Source organism: Pelistega europaea (genome assembly GCF_013133775.1).
GTDB classification, from domain to species: domain Bacteria; phylum Pseudomonadota; class Gammaproteobacteria; order Burkholderiales; family Burkholderiaceae_B; genus Taylorella; species Taylorella europaea.
On sequence record NZ_JABGBO010000009.1, the window covers coordinates 104,379 to 122,952 of the forward strand.

17 protein-coding genes are annotated in these 18,574 nt (G+C 41.0%); 4 read left to right on the plus strand and 13 right to left on the minus strand.

The features are described from left to right. Positions 1 to 196: 196 nt before the first annotated feature. On the plus strand, positions 197 to 3,943 hold the full coding sequence (locus HKX40_RS08845; RefSeq protein WP_171589209.1) for an indolepyruvate ferredoxin oxidoreductase family protein: 3,747 nt from the start codon (positions 197 to 199) through the stop codon (positions 3,941 to 3,943). A gap of 222 nt (positions 3,944 to 4,165) precedes the next feature. Here HKX40_RS08845 and pnp read toward each other — a convergent pair whose 3' ends face one another. Together pnp and rpsO are read right to left on the minus strand one after the other, a co-directional pair. Then, positions 4,166 to 6,322 (minus strand): polyribonucleotide nucleotidyltransferase, encoded by a 2,157-nt coding sequence (pnp, locus tag HKX40_RS08850; RefSeq protein ID WP_171589210.1) that lies wholly within the window; start codon positions 6,320 to 6,322, stop codon positions 4,166 to 4,168. 144 nt (positions 6,323 to 6,466) lie between these two features. Next, on the minus strand, positions 6,467 to 6,736 hold the full coding sequence (gene rpsO, locus HKX40_RS08855; RefSeq protein WP_171589211.1) for a 30S ribosomal protein S15: 270 nt from the start codon (positions 6,734 to 6,736) through the stop codon (positions 6,467 to 6,469). 373 nt (positions 6,737 to 7,109) lie between these two features. Here rpsO and HKX40_RS08860 point away from each other — a divergent pair, with 373 nt between their 5' ends. Continuing rightward, on the plus strand, positions 7,110 to 7,610 hold the full coding sequence (locus HKX40_RS08860; protein WP_171589212.1) for a hypothetical protein: 501 nt from the start codon (positions 7,110 to 7,112) through the stop codon (positions 7,608 to 7,610). A 121-nt stretch (positions 7,611 to 7,731) separates the two neighbouring features. On the opposite strand, the gene pssA is transcribed toward HKX40_RS08860, so the two are convergent. Beyond that, complete coding sequence (pssA, locus tag HKX40_RS08865) at positions 7,732 to 8,532, minus strand: CDP-diacylglycerol--serine O-phosphatidyltransferase (protein ID WP_171589213.1); 801 nt, start codon at positions 8,530 to 8,532, stop codon at positions 7,732 to 7,734. Positions 8,533 to 8,877: 345 nt separating this feature from the next. Here pssA and HKX40_RS08870 point away from each other — a divergent pair, with 345 nt between their 5' ends. Continuing rightward, complete coding sequence (locus HKX40_RS08870) at positions 8,878 to 9,837, plus strand: NAD(P)H-dependent flavin oxidoreductase (RefSeq protein WP_171589214.1); 960 nt, start codon at positions 8,878 to 8,880, stop codon at positions 9,835 to 9,837. 115 nt (positions 9,838 to 9,952) lie between these two features. Next, positions 9,953 to 10,699, plus strand: coding sequence for an enoyl-CoA hydratase-related protein (locus tag HKX40_RS08875; RefSeq protein ID WP_171589215.1), 747 nt, complete (start codon positions 9,953 to 9,955; stop codon positions 10,697 to 10,699). Between the two features lie 9 nt (positions 10,700 to 10,708). Here the strand turns inward: HKX40_RS08875 and HKX40_RS10945 are convergent, their stop codons facing one another. From HKX40_RS10945 to yaaA, 10 genes are all read right to left on the minus strand, one after another. Then, positions 10,709 to 10,879 (minus strand): anti-sigma factor family protein, encoded by a 171-nt coding sequence (locus HKX40_RS10945; RefSeq protein WP_484555880.1) that lies wholly within the window; start codon positions 10,877 to 10,879, stop codon positions 10,709 to 10,711. Between the two features lie 34 nt (positions 10,880 to 10,913). Next, entirely contained in the window at positions 10,914 to 11,489 is a 576-nt protein-coding gene (locus HKX40_RS08880; protein WP_171589216.1) for a sigma-70 family RNA polymerase sigma factor, read from the minus strand. Positions 11,490 to 11,493: 4 nt separating this feature from the next. Continuing rightward, positions 11,494 to 12,213 carry an HvfC family RiPP maturation protein gene (locus HKX40_RS08885; RefSeq protein ID WP_171589217.1) on the minus strand — a complete coding sequence of 240 codons (720 nt, stop codon included), beginning with the start codon at positions 12,211 to 12,213 and terminating at the stop codon, positions 11,494 to 11,496. Beyond that, on the minus strand, positions 12,200 to 13,045 hold the full coding sequence (locus HKX40_RS08890; RefSeq protein ID WP_216605213.1) for an HvfB family MNIO-type RiPP peptide maturase: 846 nt from the start codon (positions 13,043 to 13,045) through the stop codon (positions 12,200 to 12,202). Before HKX40_RS08890 ends, HKX40_RS08885 begins: the two co-directional genes overlap by 14 nt. 109 nt (positions 13,046 to 13,154) lie before the next feature. Then, complete coding sequence (locus tag HKX40_RS08895) at positions 13,155 to 13,397, minus strand: HvfA family oxazolone/thioamide-modified RiPP metallophore (protein WP_171589218.1); 243 nt, start codon at positions 13,395 to 13,397, stop codon at positions 13,155 to 13,157. A 35-nt stretch (positions 13,398 to 13,432) separates the two neighbouring features. Continuing rightward, on the minus strand, positions 13,433 to 13,891 hold the full coding sequence (locus HKX40_RS08900; RefSeq protein ID WP_171589219.1) for an HvfX family Cu-binding RiPP maturation protein: 459 nt from the start codon (positions 13,889 to 13,891) through the stop codon (positions 13,433 to 13,435). A gap of 187 nt (positions 13,892 to 14,078) precedes the next feature. After that, the gene (gene ilvC / locus HKX40_RS08905) at positions 14,079 to 15,095 is read right to left on the minus strand and encodes a ketol-acid reductoisomerase (RefSeq protein ID WP_171589220.1); all 1,017 of its coding nucleotides are present in this window, start codon (positions 15,093 to 15,095) and stop codon (positions 14,079 to 14,081) included. A gap of 48 nt (positions 15,096 to 15,143) precedes the next feature. After that, a complete protein-coding gene (gene ilvN / locus HKX40_RS08910) occupies positions 15,144 to 15,635 on the minus strand; it encodes an acetolactate synthase small subunit (RefSeq protein WP_171589221.1) in 492 nt (163 codons plus the stop codon). A 9-nt stretch (positions 15,636 to 15,644) separates the two neighbouring features. After that, positions 15,645 to 17,366, minus strand: coding sequence for a biosynthetic-type acetolactate synthase large subunit (gene ilvB, locus HKX40_RS08915; RefSeq protein WP_171589222.1), 1,722 nt, complete (start codon positions 17,364 to 17,366; stop codon positions 15,645 to 15,647). A 423-nt stretch (positions 17,367 to 17,789) separates the two neighbouring features. Next, complete coding sequence (yaaA, locus tag HKX40_RS08920) at positions 17,790 to 18,560, minus strand: peroxide stress protein YaaA (protein ID WP_171589223.1); 771 nt, start codon at positions 18,558 to 18,560, stop codon at positions 17,790 to 17,792. Positions 18,561 to 18,574: the final 14 nt, after the last annotated feature.

An 18,574-nucleotide genomic window follows, 5' to 3' on the forward strand; every position in this document is an offset into this window, starting at 1 on the left:
TTCAACTTATTTTATTGCGTTGCAACATCAAAAATATCCGTATAAATCCCTAGTTCTTCTTATTTTAACGAATTCCGAAAAAAGATAAACTACACTAATACAAAAGCACCACAAGTGCAACTTTAACACATACTACTTAATCTATTGACACCACAAGTGTTAATCAAAATCACAAGAATAATTCTCGGAGACAACGATGAATGCACCTTTATCTAAATCACAGCTAAACTTGGCTGAAAGCACCACACTGGACGATAAATATACTGCAAAGCACCAGCGCGTCTTTATGAATGGTACGCAAGCATTAGTTCGCCTGCCCCTATTACAAAAAGAACGCGACAAAGCCGCTGGGCTTAACACTGCAGGTTTTATATCTGGCTATCGAGGCTCACCACTTGGTAATGTAGACCTTACACTATGGAAAGCCCAAAAACACTTAAAAGCCCATGATATTGTATTCCAACCAGGACTCAACGAAGAGCTCGCTGCTACAGCAGTGTGGGGGTCTCAACAACTTAATCTTTTCCCAGGAGCTAACCGTGATGGTGTGTTCGGTATGTGGTACGGTAAGGGACCTGGCCTTGACCGCTCCATGGATGTATTTAAACATGCAAATAATGCTGGCACATCTAAGTTTGGCGGTGTCTTGCTTATTGCAGGAGACGATCATGCAGCGAAATCATCTACTGTCGCATACCAGTCTGAACATGACTTACAAGCGGCGGGCATCCCTGTCCTCTACCCTGCCAATGTGCAAGAGTATCTTGATTATGGTTTACATGGCTGGGCAATGAGCCGCTACTCTGGGTTATGGGTCAGTCTTAAATGTGTTACCGATGTAGTGGAATCATCGTCCTCTGTTGAAGTCAACCCAGACCGGATTCAAACCATTATCCCAGAAGACTTTGAACTACCTGAGGGGGGCCTAAACATCCGTTGGCCAGATACTCCAGCCGCACAAGAAGAGCGTATGAACACCTACAAATGGTATGCAGCTCTTGCTTATGTGCGTGCAAATAAACTAGATAAAATCATTATCGACTCGCCTAATGCACGCTTTGGTATTATGACAGCAGGCAAGGCATATCTTGATGTGCGTCAGGCACTGACTGACTTAGGTCTAGATGAACAAACCTGTCGTGATATAGGGATTCGTCTCTATAAAGTTGGCTGTGTATGGCCCCTTGAGGCACAAGGGGCACGTGAATTCGCTCTTGGATTAGATGAGATTCTTGTAGTCGAGGAAAAGCGTCAGATTATGGAGTATGCACTAAAAGAAGAGCTCTACAACTGGCGTGATGATGTACGTCCGGAAGTGTATGGTAAATACGACGCACGCGATGATGGTGGTGGAGAATGGTCTGTTCCTAGGGGGCCTTGGCTATTACCACCTAATCTTGATTTATCCCCTGCTATTATTGCTAAAGCGATTGCCAAGCGTCTAGAAAAACACAACTTACCCGACGAAGTACGTGAGCGTATCCGTGCCCGCATTGAAATTATTAAAAACAAAGAAAGAGAAAGCCAGCATATTTCCGTTGTTGCTGAACGTAAACCTTGGTTTTGTTCTGGTTGTCCACATAATACTTCCACACGTGTACCCGAAGGCTCTCGTGCTGTAGCAGGCATTGGTTGTCACTATATGACCACTTGGATGGATAGAGACACTTATACTTTCACCCAGATGGGAGGAGAAGGTGTACCTTGGATTGGTCAAAAAGATTTTACTGATGAAAAACACATCTTTGCCAACTTGGGTGATGGAACCTATTTTCATTCAGGCATCCTAGCCGTACGTGCATCTATTGCTGCTAAAGCAAATATCACATACAAGATTTTATTTAATGATGCCGTTGCAATGACTGGTGGACAACCAATTGATGGCACACTCACAGTTCCACAGATTCATAACCAACTTGTGGCAGAAGGAATTGCCAAAGTAGTCATTGTCAGTGATGAACCTGATAATATCCGCGCACTCGGCATTCCTAGCGAGACTGAAATTTATCACCGCAATGATCTTGATGATGTCCAACGCATGTTGCGCGATACTCCTGGGACCACGGCATTAATTTATGTACAGACCTGCGCCACAGAGAAACGCCGTCGCCGTAAACGTGGCACCTACCCAGATCCAGCAGTACGAACCTACATTAACGAAGATGTCTGCGAGGGTTGCGGTGATTGTGGTGTACAGTCTAACTGCTTATCCATTGAGCCTGTAGAAACCCCAATGGGTGTTAAACGCAAGATTAATCAATCAAGCTGCAACAAGGATTTCTCTTGCCAACGTGGTTTCTGCCCAAGTTTCGTCACAGCCAAAGGGGCTCAATTGCTTAAGCCACAATCACATAGTGCTTCTTTTGAGAAAAAGGATCTCCCTTATCCCCAATTACCAACTATCCAGCGTTCTTACAATATTCTTGTCCCTGGTGTTGGTGGTACAGGAGTGGTCACTATTGGCTCCATACTAGGTATGGCTGCCCATTTGGATGGCAAGGGGGTCAATATTCTTGATATTACAGGTCTAGCCCAAAAAGGTGGTGCTGTTGTAAGTCATGTACAGATTGGGGAAAAACCAGAAGATTTATATGCAACTCGTATTGGTACAGGTGAGGCACATCTGGTCATTGCTTGCGATGCCATTGTGGCGGCATCTAAAGAAATTACCTCTAAACTACAAAAACATCAAACCTATGCTGTTGTTAATAGTGCCAAAACACCAACTGCAGAGTTGTTTTCCAATCCAAAGTGGCGTTTCCCTAGTATTGCCACACAACGTGACATTCAAGGTCTCTTAGGCGAAGAAGGTTGTGACTTTTTAGATGCCTCTTTCTATGCCTTTACCCTACTGGGTGATGCCATTTTTGCTAACCCACTCTTGCTGGGATATGCTTGGCAAAAAGGTCGTATTCCCTTATCACTACACGTTATCCAACGTGCAATTGAACTCAATAATGTCGCTATTGAGAAAAACCTTGAGGCCTTTTATTGGGGGCGTTATTTAGCACACTTTGGTCAGCTGCAAGAGATTACTGGCAGCAATGCTATCTCTCCCACTAAAACTTCTGATAAGGTTGGAGCAGACATTGGTAACAAACAAGAGCAAGCTGTTGCTGATAGCTTGATTTCTAGCAATAGTCAAACAACAGATTTTGGTCAAGAAATTTCTCGTCAATCATCAAATCTTGATAAATATTCGGATAATACTATCAAAAATGTATTACATCACACTGTACAATTTACTGAAAGTATTGATAGTTTGATTAAACGTTTGGCAAAGTTTCTTACTGAATATCAAAACAAGGCGTATGCCAATAAATTTGTACAAGCTGTCTCTGCCATTAAGACAATAGAAGATCGCATCAATACAGAAGCGTTATCCTCTGCTGATGGCAAGTATCACCTCCCCTACCATACAAGCAGCTATCCTCTTACCGAGGCTGTTGCCAAAAATCTCTGCAAGCTGATGGCCTATAAAGATGAATATGAGGTAGCACGTCTTTACACTCGCCCAGAGTATTTAGAACGTTTACGCCAAACTTTTGCAGGAGAGCCAGGGAAAGATTACCAACTCTATGTACATATGGCCCCTCCTGCATTTGCTAAGCGCAAATCTGATGGACATCTTGTTAAAAAAGCTTATGGTCCCTGGGTATTTACGGCATTTAAAATACTGACTAAATTTAAATGGTTGCGTGGTACTGCACTAGATCCATTTGGCCATACCGAAGAGCGACGCACTGAGCGCTCCTTGATTGAAGACTATTTAGCTATGCTAGACCTCTTCAAACAAAAGCTATCGGTAGACAATATAAACAAGGCCATTGCACTGGCTGAACTTCCCGATGACGTACGTGGCTACGGTCATGTCAAAGAACGCAATATTGCTAAATATCGTGTCCAAAAGGAGAAATTATTAGAGGAGTTTTACAGAACATAGGATAAAATTCTCAGTTCAAAATATCAGGAAATCCATATAAAACAATGTGGATTCTGGCTCTCATTACAAGGGAGAAATTGCGTCTCTCAAAAGTGAGGGGCATATCCACAATAGCAAAACATCCTCACACTACTAATACTAAACCCTCGCAAGACATCAAAGCCTAGCGAGGGTTCATACTTCAAAGGTAGACTAGTCAAAATAGCCTACACATGACCTGTATTACTCAGCCGCTGGTGCGTCTGGATTAACGATTTCAGTTACTGGTTTCTCAGCATCTAAACCGCCTAATGCCTTGATAGAAAGGCGAACACGTCCACGGTCATCAGCTTCGATTACCTTAACCTTAACTTTTTGACCTACACTTAACACATCATTAATATCATTGATGCGGTAGTTGGCAATTTCAGAAATATGCAACAAGCCATCACGACCAGGTAGAATTTGAACAATACCACCGAAGTCTAATAAGCGTTGAACTGTACCTTCATAAACTTGACCAACTTCAACAACAGCAGTCAACTCTGTGATACGACGTTCTGCCTCTTTAGCTTTTTCAAGATCCGCAGAGGAAATAGTCACTACACCCTCATCGGTAATATCAATTTGACAACCAGTTTCCTCTGTCAAGGCACGGATAGTGGCTCCACCCTTGCCAATCACCTCACGAATCTTTTCAGGGTTAATCTTCATAGTGAGCATACGAGGAGCAAAGCTAGATAACTCGTCGCGAGAGCCTGAAATAGCTTCTTTCATCTTGCCAAGAATATGTAAACGACCTTCACGTGCCTGTGCTAGAGCCACTTGCATGATTTCTTTGGTGATACCTTGGATTTTGATATCCATCTGCAAAGCCGTAATACCATTTGCAGTACCAGCCACTTTAAAGTCCATGTCTCCTAGATGGTCTTCATCACCTAAAATATCAGTAAGTACGGCGAACTTATTGCCCTCCTTGATAAGACCCATAGCAACACCTGCTACATGATCGCTTACTGGAACACCAGCATCCATCATTGCTAAGCAACCGCCGCAAACAGAAGCCATTGATGAAGAACCATTAGACTCAGTAATTTCAGAAACAAGGCGAATAGTATATTGGAAATCCTCGTGTTTAGGTAATGTAGGTACTAAAGCACGTTTAGCAAGGCGACCATGACCGATTTCACGTCGTTTAGGTGAACCAAAACGACCACACTCTCCAGTTGCAAATGGAGGCATATTGTAGTGAAGCATAAAGCGATCACGAGTCTCACCCAATACAGAATCAATTACTTGTTCGTCAGACTTGGTACCTAATGTTGCTACCACCAATGCTTGAGTTTCACCACGAGTGAATAGCACACTACCATGTGTACGAGGCAACACTCCAAGACGAATAGAAATAGGACGTACAGTGCGAGTATCACGACCATCAATACGAGGCTCACCATTGAGAATTTGACCGCGTACAATAGCGGACTCTAAATCAAAGATAATGTTATCAATAGCCACTTCGTCTGGCGCTTCTTCACCACGCTCAGCCGCCTGTGCTGCTAATGTTTCCTTAGTCAAAGCAGACACTTCTTTTAATTTAGCAGAACGTTCTTGTTTTTGGCGAATTTGGAAGGCTGCTTTAAGACCTTCCTCGGCAACCGCTTTAACCGCAGCAATAAGTGCTTCGTTCTTGGGCTCTGGTTGCCAATCCCATTCTGGTTTACCAGCTTCTTCCACCAATTCATGGATGGCATTAATTGCTGTTTGCATTTGCTCATGGCCATAAACCACACCACCAAGCATTACTTCTTCACTGAGCTTGTCTGCTTCCGACTCTACCATCAATACCGCAGCCTCTGTACCAGCAACCACCAAATCCATTGCAGATTTTTCTACTTGGCTAATAGTTGGATTAAGCACATATTGGCCATCAATATAACCTACACGAGCGGCACCAATAGGACCATTAAATGGAATACCAGAAATCGCCAATGCGGCTGATGTACCAATCATAGAAATAATATCTGGGTCGATCTCTGGGTCAACAGATAAAACGTGCACAATAACTTGTACTTCGTTGTAAAAACCTTCAGGGAATAATGGGCGCAATGGACGATCGATAAGACGAGAAGTTAAAGTTTCTTTCTCACTAGGTTTACCTTCACGTTTAAAAAACCCCCCAGGAATGCGACCTGCAGCATAAGTTTTTTCGACATAGTCCACAGTCAAAGGGAAAAAGTCTTGACCTGGTTTTGCGTCTTTAGCAGCAACGACTGTTGCTAATACAACGGTGTCTCCCATAGAGGCAACCACAGCACCTGTGGCTTGGCGAGCAATCTCACCGGTTTCCAGTACCACGGTATGGTTACCGTATTGAAATGATTTAGTTACTTTATTGAACATCGTGTTCTTCCTTCTTAATGCGTTGCCTTTATCCACTACAAAATACACCATGATGCTGTGTATTTAGGCAACATTAACAATAAAAAACCGCACACAGAACCATCAGCACTGTGTACGGTCTTGAATCCTAGTATACCACAAGGATTACTTACGGAGGCCTAATTTTTCAATCAAAGCACGGTAAGAGTCTGGATTACGACCTTTTAAGTAGTCCAATAATTTACGGCGACGACTAACCATACGCAACAAACCACGACGAGAATGGTGGTCTTTTTTGTGGGTCTTGAAGTGTTCTGTAAGTTCATTAATGTGTGCTGTAAGTAAAGCGATTTGAACTTCTGGAGAACCTGTATCGCCAGGTGTACGTGCAAATTGACTAACGATATCGGCTTTATTAATATCTGCTACTGACATGATTTATTCCTTTATACAAGCGTCAGCGATGAATGTGTGCTGACGTGGTTAAAATCACCCATATTTGGGATTAATCCGTGATTATAACAAGGTTTTGCTAGAATGACAATATCTCTCTTTCCCCTCATCCTAGCAAAGGGCATCAAGATGGTTTTTGCTAGCAATAATGTATGGTGCTATACTTATCCAGGCTTTTTACCCAAACTTGGTTAGTTCAGGGCTTTACTAGAGAATGAAATACAAAATTACAGACATATTTTTGTATCTACCTTTCTCTCTCAAATAAAAAGCATTGTTCAAGAAGGATGTTTAAAAAATAACACCATCAAAAAACACTTTAACAGATAACAACACAACCCTTTAAGGAGTTGAGATGCGTATTCTCATGACAACAATCGCTGTGCTAGCCATCTCTGGCTGCACCTCATACCGTGACATTCCTGCAAACTCCTCTGAGCAAGTAGTACTCAACAAAATGGGGACGCCCACTGCTAGCTGTACCAAGTCTGATGGCAGCAAGCGTCTTATTTGGTCAACCCAACCTAATGGGCAGTATGCCTATGGAGCAAATGTATCCAAAAATGGGGTAATCGATAAAGTCACTTCTTTGCTAAGTGATGCCAATTTTAAAAAACTCAACCAAGGTATTTGGACTCCAGAAGATGTCCGCTGCGAGTTTGGTCCCCCTGCTGAAACAGGACGTATTGGACTTGGGGAAAAGAATGAAGTTGTATGGACCTATCGCTACAAAGAAATTAATGTGTGGAACAACCTTATGTATATCTATTTTGGTCGTGATGGTAGCCAAGTTACTCACTATCACTCAGGTCCAGATCCTCGCTATGATACAGACAATGCTTGGTTTTTTGATTAATCCTATTTACCTTATTCTCTGCACTCCAAACTAAAACCCAGTTCATGATGAACTGGGTTCGTTTCACTGGAGAAGCTATTTCCCTCTCTAACAACTACTAAGAAGATGCTTTTCTCTGCTATCAATCGGAGAGATTCTGACTATCCTCTTCCTCTTTTATTCTTTCTCCACTAAGACGGCGTGCCTTTCTCCACCGCATAAAGAACACCACCCAACCTGATATTGAGTACACTACAAAGAGAAGAAATAATACGATGGGAGGATCCAAGGCCACAATGGCAAATGTTAACACCAATGTCAACAATAACCACACAGGGGGTCTAGTCTGACGCCAACCCTCCTCCTCTTTGGCCTTAAACATATGCTTACCACTGAAAAACGGAGCATTAGAAATCATGGTCAAGCCAGCGTAAACCGTCAAGAAGAAAGCAATCCATTGCATAAAGTCAGTGGCTGGCAATCGATTTTCTGCACTTAACCATACAAACCCCCCCACCAAAGCAGCTGCTGACGGACTAGGGAGGCCTTGGAAAGCACGACTATCAACTACATTGATATTGGTATTAAAACGAGCAAGTCGCAATGCTGCTCCTGCCACATAGATAAAGGTAGCAATCAATCCTAGACGCCCAAGATTATCAAGCATATAGGAATACATTACCATAGCAGGTGCTACCCCAAAGGATACAATATCAGCCATAGAGTCATACTGTTCACCAAACGCTGACTGGGTGTTGGTCAAGCGAGCGACTCTCCCATCCATTCCATCTAATAACATGGCTAAAAAAATCGCTGTTGCTGCTGTTTCAAATTGACCATTCATCGCCAACATAATGGCAAATACACCAGCAAATAAATTACCTGTCGTAAAAGCATTGGGCAATAAATAAAAACCCTTATGAGGTTTTTGTGTTGTCATCATCGCTTTGTCCTTTTTCTAAACAATCTTTCATTTTACTCTTTTGCCGTGTATTTGCCTATATGCCAAGCAAATAGCCATGATTTTATCGACATTAAATACAACTTTTCCTCAAAAAATATCCTTCCCTTTCTTGTAAACTTTCACTTCAAACAAATCAAGCTAGTAATACCCACTAGGTAAACTCATAGTTTTTTCGCCCATGACCTGATAAACTAGACGACTAAAAAGCTGGTAAGCACATACTTCTACAACATCATCCTTATCACTAAACACAGAAACAAACACCAAGAACCTATTGAGTTTGACCAAGATGTCGCTCTAGTCGCTTAACTTTAGGAGACAATAATGACCCACCCTATTGTAGAAAAACTTTATGTAAAAATGACACTCCCTGTGATTGGTGCACCTATGTTTATTGTGGCTAATCCTAAACTCATATTAGCCCAATGCACCAGTGGTATTATTGGTTCCATGCCTGCTTTAAATGCTCGCACAACAGAACAGCTTGATGAGCAATTGGCAGAAATAACCGAAGGATTGGCAGCATCTACATCACCCAAAACAGCCCCTTATGCGATTAATCAGATTGTACATGCCAGCAATACACGTCTTGAAAAAGATATGGCATTGTGCGAGAAATATAAAACCCCTATGTTAATTACCAGCTTAAGCGCACCAGCCGATGTAGCTAAAGCGGCTCACGCTTGGGGTGGCATTGTTTTTCATGATGTGATTTCTGTGCGTCATGCTGAAAAAGCACTAGAAGCTGGTGTTGACGGTTTGATTCTTGTATGCAATGGTGCGGGTGGACATGCTGGTACTATCAATCCATTTGCGCTAGTAAGTGAAATTCGCCGTTTTTATGATGGTCCTATTGCACTATCTGGTGCCATTTCCACTGGTGCAGGTATCCTTGGTGCTCGTGCTGCTGGAGCAGATTTTGCTTACATGGGAACACGATTTATTGCAACCACAGAAGCCAATGCAAGTGATGAATACAAAAATATGCTGCTGCAAGCAAGTGCCAAAGATATTATTTATACCCCCTACTTTACAGGGGTCAGCGGCAACTATTTAGTACAAAGCATTATCAATGCAGGCATTAATCCCGAAGACCTAAACAAAGCCGATAAAACCAAAATGAATTTTGGTGAAAATGTGCATGGTGCTAAAGCATGGAAAGATATTTGGGGCGCTGGTCAAGGGGTCGGTACGATTGATAAGATTATGTCTACAGCAGAGCTTATTACACAGCTTCAGACAGAATATAAAGCAGCTAGAGAGGCTTTATTTCATAGTCTTTAAGTCTTGTATCTTAAGTATATTGCATTAAATATATAACCTAACTCTCAAGGATATTAATGCGATACTTCGTCCCTCTCTATTTACATACAAATATTCCCATAGTACAGGAGAATTTATGTCTGAAAAAGCTATCTTAACAATTGAAGACCGCATTGCTACCTTACAATTTAATCGTCCAGAGATGCGCCATGCTCTTGACACAGAAAGCTATCAAGCATTAGCAAAATGCTTGGATGAAGTGGCTAACAATGACCAAATACAGACTCTTATTCTTACCGGTAGTCAGGACTTTTTTACAGCAGGCAATGATTTACATGACTTTCTAGGCCCGCTACCCACTGATGGTGAGTTCTTTGAGGGATTAAAATTTCTATCTGCATTACGTCGTGTACCAGTCCCCATCATTGCAGCCGTTGAGGGTATGGCCGTGGGTATTGGTTGTACACTATTGCTACATTGTGAATTTGTTATTGCTGGTGAGAACACTATCTTCACTATGCCTTTTGCCCCGCTTGGTGCATGCCCAGAAGGAGGGTCTTCGGACTTATTACCTAAAGCCGTGGGTATGCGCAAAGCACAGGAGTGGTTGCTGCTAGGAAGCAAAATCACTGCCCAAGAAGCATTGCAAACCCAACTCATTACCCGTACTTGCTCACCAGGCGATACATTGAATCAAGCACAACAACTTGCAAAGCAACTTTGCAAGCTACCTCGTTACTCATTAATCGCCACTAAGGCGCTGTTGCGTCAACATCAAGGTTTTGATGAACAGGCTTGCTTTAGCGCAGAACAAGAGCGTTTTATTGAGTGCATCACACAGCCAAGTTCGAAGGCTATTATTCAAGCCTTTTTGAAGAAATAAACATTAATATTATTTCTGCCAATTTTTGATTTGAGAACGAATCAGTTTAAGCTGTTTATGATAACGACGACAGTCAATACACAACATCAAATGCAAGTGCAGACTAATTCTTTCTCGATAAGATAGTTTTCTATCCTGCTTCTCAGAAAGAAGGTAGGAGGCTCTTCGACAGTCAATCATGGTATGAATTCTCTACATAAAATATGGTTTCACATTAATGTTCATTGAACCAGTTGCGCTGTAAACATCGACGCAGGGCATTCCTCGCCCGATGTAGCATTACATAGCAATTATCTTTACTTAAGTTAAATTGCTGACAGATTTCTTCTGTCTCCCAACCATCAACTTCTCTTAGATAAAAAACACGAGCAGTATCTTCTGGCAAGCGAGCTAGGCACTCTTCCAATGCTCGAAAAAACAGTTGATTTTGCATATATTGTTCAGGAATTTGATGCCACTCTTGTGGTTTAAATCCTTCTTTCCAATGCCCTGTTTCATCAAAATAATTATCATGAGTAATATCTAAATCATCATTCTTTTCTTTTAATATGTCTAAATCCATTAAAACAGGAGTCTTACGAAAATAATCCGCAATTTTATTTTTTAAGATACTCAACATCCATGTTTTAAGGGTAGATTGCGCATTAAACTGCTCTCGTTTATTCCAAGCCGCCGTCAATGCTTCTTGTACCATATCTTCTGCCAAACTATCATCTCGTAATTGCACTTGAGCAAAACGAAGCATATAGGGATATAGTTCATTCAGCTGCTCTACAAAAGGTGTATTCATTCGTTTATTTTTCCATAGGCACTAAAACGTTTTCAATTATCCATTTTTCAATTGTATTATTAAGCCAATCTTGATCAAACGTCTTATTTGTTAACTCATACAGTTGTTGATGTATTAGCGAAATACTACTACCTTGTTCCGAAAAATACTGTAGAAGCAACCATTCCGCCATATCCAGAGATTTATAACATACATTATCCTCTCTATTTCTCCAAATAATAGCATGAGTTGTTTTTTGCTCATATTCAGTTAAATCACTGCTGATAAAATCAAACTGATAATACTTCAAATAAGCAGCCGGCGACCAACCAAGCAAAGTCTCAGCATCCCATTCTTTGCTCACTTCTGGAGTTATTGCAATTTCCGCTTTTAATAACCCAACCTCAAAATCCATCATCTCCAAAATAGCCTCAATAGGTCTATCTACAGCAGGTAGCGTGTGAATATAATCCAGAAACTGTTGTGGAATGTCATTAAAAAAAGGAGACTGTGGAGCAGCCTCTGCTATAAACTTATGCTGTAATTGCTGCCAATCTATCGCATCAAGAAATTGCATACTATCACTAAAACAGAGTTCTAAAAACTGACGTATATTGTTATGAATTAAACGTCTATAAACCGATAGTCGATAAGCATCCAATTGTTCAGACACTGGTATGTTGATATTACGGATACTATCGGCTAATAATTTCTGGAATATGGCGGAGTCACTAGGCTGCATCATAAATTTTTTCGTATTGCTGTTGAATTTTACGGATTTTTGCTACTTCCATTTCTAGTTCAGAAAAAGCAGGAAAATTACTATCTCTTTCTAAGAGGCAAGGAGGAACATGGTTAAGTTTTGCATAAGTTCTATCTAAAATTGTCCACACATCCGGACACACTGCTTGTCCATGTGTGTCTATCAATAACTGTTCATTTTCTTGATCATGACCTGCGATATGAAGATAAGTAATTCTTTTCTTATCAACCTTTTGAAGATACGTTTCAGGATCGACAATACGATGATTAAAGGCATTCACATAAATATTATTCACATCTAAATGAATATCACAATCTGCTTCTTGTGCCACCGCATTGAGAAACTCAACCTCTGTCATTTCTGCTAAGGAACTATGTAAATAGTATGAGGTATTTTCAATAGCAATACGCATCTCCAATATTTCTTGGACACGTTTAATGCGTCGTGCTGTATGTTGAACAGAATCTGCAGTAAAAGGCAATGGTAATAAATCATATAAATGGCCATGATTACTGCAGTAACTCAAATGCTCTGAGAAAAAACTAATATTGTATTGACGCATAAAAGATTTAATCTCTCGCAAGAAATCCTCTTGCAGTGGGTCTTGCCCCCCTAGAGATAAAGATAAGCCATGACAAGCAATAGGAAATCGCTCTGCTATCTTGTCAAAAGTCTTACGGGCTTTTCCTCCCATTCTTAACCAATTTTCTGGGGCTATTTCAATAAATTGGATAGGTGATTGCTTACTTAACGTCAAAAAATTTTCTGACAATGCACGTTTATATCCAATCCCTGCCCCCTGTAATATTGTCATACTTATCCCCTATCACAGACCTTGTTACTTCAATTAATCATGATGTTTTGAATATAAAAAATACTGCCGTCCAATTACATTGGACGGCACCTCCTGCAATGAAACGCAATTAACTACCGCATTTACCCTCCCCACATTTGCCTTCGGCAGATTTACCCATTTTTTCAACCTTTTTATCTTGGCTGGCCCCACATTTTCCTTCATTTGCTTTGCTGTGGTCAGCTCCACAACCCGCCTCTTTCATTTCTTTTTTAGCCATTTGCGCTGCAGGCTTCTCTTCTGCCATGACAGCTTGAGAACCAAATGCTGCCAAAACACCTGCCAAAGCGACTAAAGTTGCTGATTTTTTCATTGTATAACTCCTTTTCTAGGTTAAAAATATTAAAATTAATTTGTTGTCTTGATGGAACAACGTGAACAAATTAAATAATCTAACGAGAACCGTCCCATACCTTGCATAGCTAAAGGAATCAAGGTAATTAAATAGATGACTGCCATTTTGTAGCCATTATGACAAACGTTATAACCATTCCCACTATGCACTGCATACCAGGCTACTAATGTTAATACAAACAAGATTAATGAACCTATCCGTCCAAATAATCCAATAACAAGTAAGACAGGTACGATAATTTCTGCCCACATAGCTATCTGCCAGTTAAGCTCCACAGGAAACCAGTTAAACGGTATAGGGAACGCCTCTTGAATATGGGCAAACCAGTTTTCTCCACCCCATTTTTCTAATCCTGCCTCGATAAACTCATAGGCAACGAATAAACGAAGAATAAGTAAAGAAATATCTTTGCCCCAAGTTGTTGAAAATTGGTTTAAGTATTTGTATTTCATAAAAATCTTTTTCATTAACAAAATAACTTAAACTATTAGACGCTAGATATCCTCAAAACCTTACACTTTTTTTTATTAAATTTATAAAATTTTATCCCCTCTTATTCCCACCACATTTTTTAGACACAAAAAAACTCCTGTACCGCAACAGTACAGGAGTTTTTCTGTCAGTAAACTCGATAAAGAATTAGTTCTTAGTTTGGTCTACTAGTTTATTTTTAGCAATCCAAGGCATCATTGCACGAAGTTTACCACCCACTTGTTCAATTTGATGCTCTGCATTCAGACGACGACGAGAAATCAATGTAGGAGCACCTGCGGCATTTTCAAGGATGAAGCTCTTAGCATACTCACCAGTTTGAATATCTTTTAAGCATTGACGCATAGCGCTTTTGCTTTCTTCAGTAATAACGCGAGGACCAGTCACATATTCGCCGTACTCTGCATTATTAGAGATAGAGTAATTCATGTTAGCAATACCGCCTTCATAGATAAGGTCAACGATGAGTTTAAGCTCATGTAAGCACTCAAAGTAAGCCATTTCAGGGGCATAACCAGCTTCAACTAAAGTTTCAAAACCAGCTTTAATCAACTCAACAGTACCGCCACAAAGCACGGCTTGTTCACCAAACAAGTCAGTTTCAGTTTCTTCACGGAAACTTGTCTCGATAACGCCTGCACGACCGCTACCAATAGCACTTGCATAAGATAAGGCTATATCACGAGCAGCACCAGATTTATCCTGGTGAACAGCAATAAGTGAAGGAACACCACCACCTTGCGTGTAGGTACTACGAACAGTATGACCTGGAGCCTTAGGAGCAATCATGATAACGTCAATATCATCACGAGGAATCACTTGACCATAATGCACGTTAAAGCCATGGGCAAAAGCTAATGCAGCACCTGCTTTCATGTTAGGACCCACATGATTTTTATACACTTCAGCAATGTTTTCATCTGGTAAAAGAATCATCACTACATCAGCACTTTTCACTGCTTCTGCAACTTCTGCTACTTTAAGACCTGCATTTACGGCTTTATTCCAAGAAGCACCACCTTTACGTAAACCTACCACTACGTTAACACCAGAATCATGTAGGTTTAAGGCATGAGCATGGCCTTGAGAACCATAACCAATGATAGCTACCTGTTTACCTTTGATTAAGCTTAAATCGCTATCTTTATCGTAAAAAACTTTCATTAAAATCTCCAAAATATAAGTAAAACGAGTTGTTAAATATTGAACTAGTTAAATCTTCAAGATACGTTCAGCTCGTCCAATACCTGAAACGCCTGTACGTACAGTTTCTAAAATTGAGCTCTTCTCAAGTGTATTGATAAAAGCCTGATTCTTGGCCTGATCACCAGTTAATTCGATGGTGTAAGTCTTATCGGTCACGTCAACAATATGCCCACGGAAAATCTCTGTTAGGCGCATTAACTCTTCACGTTCCTTACCTACTGCACGAACCTTAATCATCATTAATTCACGTTCAACATGCTCACCCTCTGTTAAATCCACTACTTTCACTACATCAACAAGACGATTCAAATGCTTAGTGATTTGTTCAATCACCTCATCTGAACCTGCGGTCATGATAGTCATACGGGATAGGGTTTGGTCCTCTGTCGGTGCCACTGTCAAGGTCTCAATGTTATAACCACGAGCTGAAAACAGACCAACCACGCGAGAAAGAGCACCAGGGGCGTTTTCTAATAATACAGAAAGAATATGTTTCATGATACACCCCTATTTATCGTCTGGACCTAAAAGCATTTCAGTAAGACCCTTACCTGCTTTTACCATAGGCCATACGTTTTCTTCACGGTCAGTAATCACATTAATAAAGACTAAACGGTCTTTATACTTACCAAAAGCGTCTCGAAGAGCCGGTTCTACATCTGCCTTTTTCTCAACTTGAATACCCACATGGCCATAACTTTCTACCAGTTTCACAAAGTCAGGAATAGATTCCATATAAGATTGTGAATAACGTTTTTCGTAATCAAGTTCTTGCCATTGGCGAACCATACCCAAGTAACGATTATTTAAGCAAACAATCTTAGGAGTAAAGCCATATTGTTTACAAGTTGCCAGTTCTTGGATATTCATCTGAATAGAACCTTCGCCTGTAATCACAGCAACCTGAGCATCAGGATTAGCTTTCTGAATACCCATTGCATAAGGCAACCCCACACCCATAGTACCTAGACCACCAGAGTTCACCCACCGGCGAGGTTTATTAAAACCATAATATTGGGCGGCCCACATCTGGTGCTGTCCCACATCAGAAGCGATAAAAGCATCACCGCCAGTCACTTCCCAAAGTTTTTGGACAACATATTGAGGCTTGATTAAATCAGACTCAGTATCATAAGCCAGGCATTTGCGTGCTTGCCACTCATTAATCTGCTTCCACCAATTTGCTAAGGCTTTTGTTTGTTTTTGACGAGCTTCACTGAGCTCGCGAAGCACCTCATTAAGCTCTGTTAATACATCCTTAACACAGCCTACAATAGGCACATCAGCACGAACACGCTTAGAAATAGAAGATGGATCAATATCGATATGAATTACTTTACGTGGTTGTGACATAAAGTGCTTCGTATTACCTACCACACGATCATCAAAACGTGCTCCCACAGCGATTAATACATCACTTTGTTGCATAGCCATATTGGCTTCATAAGTACCGTGCATACCAGGCATACCAAGGTAATGCTTATTAGAAGCAGGTAAAGCGCCTAATGCCATTAAGGTTGTCACACAAGGTGCTCCCAATAAATCAACAAACTCTGTCAATTCTTCTGCTGCATTAGCAAGAATCACCCCACCACCCACATAAATCATGGGGCGTTGGGCTCCTACAAGGAGTTGTGCCGCTTTCTTGATTTGTCCACCATGCCCCTTGGTAGTAGGGGAATAAGAACGCATTTTTACTTCGCCTTTTGGTGGAGTATATTTGCAAGGAGCCATAGAGACATCCTTAGGAATATCTACCAACACAGGACCTGGACGACCTGTTTTAGCGATATAAAACGCTTTACGCATGGTATCCGCTAAATCTTTGACATCTCGCACAAGGAAATTATGTTTTACACATGGGCGAGTGATACCAACAGCATCACATTCTTGGAATGCATCTTCACCAATAGCTTTAGTGGGTACTTGACCGCTAATAATCACCATAGGGATAGAGTCCATGTACGCCGTCGCAATACCAGTAACAGCATTGGTCAGACCTGGACCACTAGTCACCAAGCAAACACCTACTTCTTGAGATGAACGGGAATACGCATCAGCGGCATGAACTGCTGCTTGTTCGTGACGAACGAGAATATGTTCAAAATCTTTTTGTTTGTAAATGGCATCGTAGATATAAAGTACGGCACCACCAGGATATCCGAAAACATGTTTAACGCCCTGCTCGGCGAGGCAACGCACGACTATGTCGGCACCTATTAATTCCATTTTTTATGTCCTTTCATAACTAGCCCAACTGGATTGGTGATTGTTTGAGGGTACTTAGGTTAATAGCTAAAACTCCCAGCGCTTTGTGCCTCACGAAGGCCGCCCACCCAGAAACCTTAACTTATTAAGCGCATAAGAACCAATCAGTCAGCGCAAATCGCGTAAAACGCACAAGTTTGAATCGGAAAGTTGCTATATCAACTTGTGATCAATATAACCACTATATTTTTCAATTTAAGGTATATACCAAACACGCCAGCGGGTAGCTAGCTTTTGCCTAAAAAATTCTCTTAGGATATAAGAGAAACCACTACTTTATCGCATTGCAAAAAATATTGCAATGCAATCTTTAGCTTTGAGAGAAAAAGATTTCTCTCTAGTAACCTATAAGGTAAACTAGGACCTTGCCTAGCATTTCATGCTTTAAACTTTCCGTCTAAAGACCAATTTATCCTCGGTCGATACACTCTTGTCGTAAGCATATCCTTCGGTAGTAAATGCCAACAAATCTTCTGGTTTCTTAGCGTGTGTTTCAATAGCAAATCGTGCCATCAACCCACGAGCTCGTTTGGCATTAAAGCTAATCACTTTGTAAGTGCCGTTCTTGTATTCTTGGAATACACACTGCACTACTCTTGCTTTTAACGTTTTTAAATCCACCGATTTAAAATATTCCTCAGAAGCCAAATTGATGACGACAGGCTCTTTTTCCATTGCCAAACGTTCATTCAAATAAGTAGCAATCTGGTTCCCCCAATAAGCGTAGAGTGTTTTACCTTTGGGATTATCAAGTTTGGTCCCCATTTCTAAACGATAAGCACGCATCAAATCTAAGGGACGCAACACCCCATACAAACCACTCAAAATCGCAATATGATCTTGTGCCCAGTCTAATTGTTTTAAGCTTAAACTATGTGCTTGTAGCCCTTCGTAAACATCACCATTAAAGGCCAAAATCGCCTGACGAGCATTGTCAAGACTAAAATGAGGCTCCCATTCTGCATAGCGCGCAACATTTAATTCTGATAAGGCTTGACTTAAATCCATCAGCTGCGAAATATCTTCGACCGATTTTGTTCGCAAAATACTAATCAATTCTTGGGCTTGTTCTACAAACAAAGGTTGTGTATGCTTTTCCACTTGAAGTGGCGTATCATAATCGAGCTTTTTAGCAGGTGATAACAAAAACAACATAATCCTCTCCTCTT